General features: G+C 76.6%; 1 protein-coding gene. It reads left to right on the forward strand.

Annotated elements, in window-relative coordinates:
* The coding region (locus IG05_RS0140635) for a type I polyketide synthase (RefSeq protein ID WP_030349126.1) at positions 1–4,845 on the forward strand (4,845 nt) is incomplete at both ends.

Raw genomic sequence — 4,845 nt, forward strand, 5'->3', positions numbered from 1 at the left:
CGCCGCGAACGCCTGCATGGACGGGCTGCTGGCGCGCCGCCGGGCCGCCGGGTTCCCGGCGCGGTCGCTCGCCTGGGGCCTGTGGGAGCAGACCACCGGGATGGGCGCCGGCCTGGACGACCTGTCCCGCAGCCGCATGAGCCGCCGGGGCGGCGTGCTGGCGCTCGGGCCCGAGGAGGGCATGGAGCTGTTCGACGCGGCACTGGGCAGCGGGCAGACCCTGCTGGTGCCGGTGAAACTGGACCTGCGCGGGCTGCGTGCCGACGCGAGCGCCGGGGCCACCGTGCCGCCGCTGCTGCGCGGGCTGGTCCGCGCGGGCCGGCGTGCCGCGCGCGGGACCGGACGCGAGGGCCGGGACGGCCTGGCCGGACGGCTGGCCGGGCTGGCGGCCGCCGAGCGGGAGGCGCTGCTGCTGGACCTGGTCCGCACCCATGTCGCAGGTGTCCTGGGGCACGCCGGGCCGGAGCGGGTCAGGGCCGAGACGGCGTTCAAGGACGCCGGGTTCGACTCCCTCACCTCCGTCGAACTGCGCAACCGGCTCCGCGAGGCCACCGGCCTCAACCTGCCCGCCACCGCCGTCTTCGACTATCCGACCCCGCTCGCCCTCGCCCGGCACCTGCACGAGGAGTTCCAGGGCGTCGCCCCGGCCGCGGCCGCCTCGCCGGCCGTGACGCACGACCCGGACGAGCCGGTCGCCGTGGTCGGCATGGCCTGCCGGCTGCCCGGCGGGGTCGCCGGCCCCGAGGACCTGTGGCGCCTGGTCCGCGAGGGCCGTGACGGCGTCACCGGGTTCCCCGCCGACCGCGGCTGGGACCTCGACGCGGTCTTCGACGCCGACCCCGAACACACCGGCACCTCCTACGTCGGCCAGGGCGGCTTCCTGCACGAGGCACCGCTGTTCGACCCGCTGTTCTTCGGGATCTCCCCGCGCGAGGCGGTGGCCATGGACCCGCAGCAGCGGCTGCTGCTGGAGACGTCCTGGGAGGCGCTGGAGCGGGCCGGCATCGACCCGCTCGCGCTGAAGGGCACCGACGTCGGTGTGTTCAGCGGCATCATGGGCGTCGACTACTACTCCGGCGGTGACGTGCCGGAGGAGGTCGGCGGCTTCGCGCTGACCGGCGCCGGGGCGAGCGTGGCCTCCGGGCGGGTGTCGTACGTGTTCGGCTTCGAGGGCCCCGCCGTGACCGTCGACACCGCCTGCTCCTCCTCGCTGGTCGCCCTGCACCTGGCCGCGCAGGCGCTGCGGGGCGGCGAGTGCTCCCTGGCCCTGGCCGGCGGCTCCACCGTGATGGCGGGGCCCGGCATGTTCATGGAGTTCTCCCGGCAGCGGGCCCTCGCCACGGACGGGCGGTGCAAGTCCTACGCCGACGCCGCCGACGGCACCGGCTGGGCCGAGGGTGCCGGTGTGGTCGTCCTGGAACGGCTGTCGGAGGCGCGGCGCAAGGGGCACCCGGTGCTCGCCGTGATCCGCGGCAGCGCCGTCAACCAGGACGGCGCCTCCAACGGGCTCACCGCCCCCAACGGCCCCTCCCAGCAGCGGGTGATCCGCAAGGCGCTGGCGAACGCCGGGCTGACCCCGGCGGACGTCGACCTGGTGGAGGGCCACGGCACCGGCACCGTCCTCGGCGACCCGATCGAGGCGCAGGCCCTGCTGGCGACCTACGGCCGGGAACGGGACCCGGAACAGCCGTTGTGGCTCGGCTCGTTGAAGTCCAACATCGGGCACGCGCAGGCCGCCGCCGGGGTCGCCGGCGTGATCAAGGCCGTACAGGCGCTGCGGCACCGCGAGATGCCCGCCACCCTGCACGTCGACGCGCCCTCCTCCCAGGTCGACTGGTCGGCCGGTGCGGTCCGCCTGCTCACCGAGGCCCGCGCCTGGGCCGACCCGGGGCGGCCGCGCCGGGCCGCCGTGTCCTCGTTCGGACTGAGCGGCACCAACGCGCACGTCATCCTGGAGGAGGCCGCCGAAGAGCCGGCGCGGCAGCCCGCGCCGGAGCCGGCGGACACGGCCGGCGCCGTACCGCTCGTGGTGTCGGCCCGCGGCACCACGGCACTCGCCGGACAGGCCGCGCGGCTCGCCGCGTTCCTCGACTCCACCGGGACCGCGCCCGCCGACGTCGCGGCGGCCCTGGTGACCCGGCGGGCCGTCCTGCCGGAACGCGCCGTCGTCGTGGCCGGCACCCGGGCGGAGGCCCTGGCGGGACTGGGCGCACTGGCCCGCGGCGACAGCAGCCCCGCCGTGGTCACCGCAAGCCCCGCCCCGGCCGGCGCCGGCAAGGTGGTCTTCGTCTTCCCCGGCCAGGGCAGCCAGTGGACCGGCATGGGCCGCGAACTCCTGGACACCTCCCCGGTGTTCGCCGAGCGGATCACCGAGTGCGCCCGCGCACTGGAACCCTGGGTGGACTGGAAGCTGGAGGACGTGCTGCGCGGCGAGGCACCGGACGACCTGCTGCGCCGCACCGACGTCCAGCAGCCCGCGGGCTTCGCCATGATGATCGGCCTCGCGGCCGTGTGGGCGGCGGCCGGGGTCGTACCGGACGCGGTGGTGGGCCACTCGCAGGGCGAGATCGCCGCGGCCTGCGTCGCCGGAGCGCTGCCGCTCGACGAGGCGGCCCGGCTCGTGGCACTGCGCTCCCAGGTGATCGCCGAACGGCTGTCCGGGCACGGCGGCATGATCGCGGTGTCCCTGCCCGAGGCCGAGGCGACGGCCGCCGTCGAACCCTGGGCGGACCGCGTGCAGGTGTCCGCGGTCAACGGCCCCGCCTCGGTCGTGGTGGCCGGGGACGCCGGCATCCTGGACGAGGTCGTCGGGACGCTGTCGGACCGGGGCGTGCGGGCCCGGCGGATCGCGTGCGACTTCGCCTCGCACACCTCGCACGTGGAGGCGGTGCGCGAACCCCTCGCCAAGGCGTTCGGCGACGTCCGCGGCCAGGCCCCCGTCATCCCTCTGCACTCCACCGTCACCGGCGAACGCGTCACCGAGGCCGGCGCCCTCGACGCCGACTACTGGTACCGGAACATACGCCGGCCGGTGCGCTTCGGCCCCGTCGTCGCCGGCCTGCTGGCCACCGGGCACACCGTGTTCGTGGAGGTCGGCGCCCACCCGGTGCTGGCCCCGGCGGTCAGCGAGACCGCCGACGGCGCCGACGTGCTGGTGACCGGCACCCTGCGCCGCGACGACGGCGGCCCCGCGCGGCTGCTGGCGTCCCTGGCCGCACTGTTCGTGAAGGGCGTCCCCGTGGACTGGACGGCCGTCCTGCCGGCCACCGCCCACCCCGTGGACCTGCCCACCTACGCCTTCGACCACCAGCACTACTGGCTGCCCGCCCCCGCCGCCGGAGGCGACGCCGCCTCGCTGGGACTGGCCGGCGCCGACCACCCGCTCATCGGCGCGGTGGTCGAGATGCCCGACACCGGCGGCGTGCTGTGCACCGCCCGGCTGTCCCTGCGCACCCACCCCTGGCTCGCCGACCACGCCGTGGGCGACGTCGTCCTGCTGCCCGGCACCGGCCTGGTGGAACTGGCCGTCCGCGCGGGCGACGAGGCCGGCTGCGCCACCCTGGACGAACTCGTCATCGAGGCCCCGCTGATCCTGCCCGCGCAGGGCGGCGTCCGCGTCCAGGTCGGTGTGGGCGGACCCGACGACCAGGGCGCCCGTACCGTCACCATCCACTCCGCGCGCGACGGCGCGGCCGGCGCCGACGGCTGGACCCGGCACGCCACGGGCGTCCTCACCCCGGCCCCCCGCACCCGCCCCGCCGCCCACCCCGACCTCACCGCCTGGCCGCCGCCCGGCGCCGAACGCGTCGAGGTGACCCCGGAGGACTTCTACGCCGGACTGCGCGACCACGACTACCGCTACGGCCCCGTCTTCCGCGGCCTGCGCGCGGTGTGGCGGCGCGGCGAGGAACTCTTCGCCGAGATCGCCTTGCCCGAGAACCAGGGGGCGTCCGCGACGGAGTTCGGACTCCACCCGGCCCTGCTCGACGCCGCCCTGCACACCAAGGCGTTCCTCAGCAGCGGCGAGCACCGCACGATGCTGCCCTTCGCCTGGAACGGGGTCACCCTGCACGCCTCCGGAGCCGCCGCCCTGCGGATCCGGGTCACCCGGCCCGCCCCGGACGCGCTCGCCCTGGAAGCCGCCGACGAGACCGGCAGCCCCGTGCTGAGCGCTCGGTCGCTGGTGTTCCGCCCGGTCGCCCCCGGGCAACTGCGCACCACGGGCGGCGCCGACATGCTCTTCGGCGTCGACTGGGTCCCGCTGCCCCGGCCCGCGGACGCGGAGACACCGTCCTGGCTCGGGCTGACCACGGCGGAGGAAGTGGCGACGCTCGCCGAGGACACCCCGGGCGAACTGCCCCGCGCGGTCGTCCTGGAGGCGGTGACGGCCGGACCGGACGACACCCCGCTGGCCGTGACCGACCGCACCCTGGAGGTCGTCCAGACCTGGCTCGCCGGCGGCGGCCTGGAGGACAGCCGGCTGGTCGTGCTCACCCGGGGCGCGGTGCCCGCGGGCGGCGACGGGACGGTCACCGACCCGGGCGGCGCGGCCGTCTGGGGGCTCATCCGCGCCGCGCAGGCCGAGAACCCGGACCAGATCGTCCTGCTCGACACCGACGAGGAACCCGGGGACCTCGGGCCGTTGCTCGGCGCGGTCCTGGCGAGCGGTGAGCCGCAGGTGGCGGTGCGGGGCGCGGCGTTGTACGTGCCGCGGCTGGCCCGTGCGGCGGACTCGGGGGAGCAGGTGCTGGATCCGGACGGCACGGTGTTGATCACCGGTGGTACCGGTTCGCTGGCCGGTGTGCTGGCCCGGCACCTGGTGACCCGGCACGGCATCCGGCACCT

The sequence above is a fragment of the Streptomyces sp. NRRL S-1022 genome (genome assembly GCF_000720135.1).
Taxonomy (GTDB): domain Bacteria; phylum Actinomycetota; class Actinomycetes; order Streptomycetales; family Streptomycetaceae; genus Streptomyces.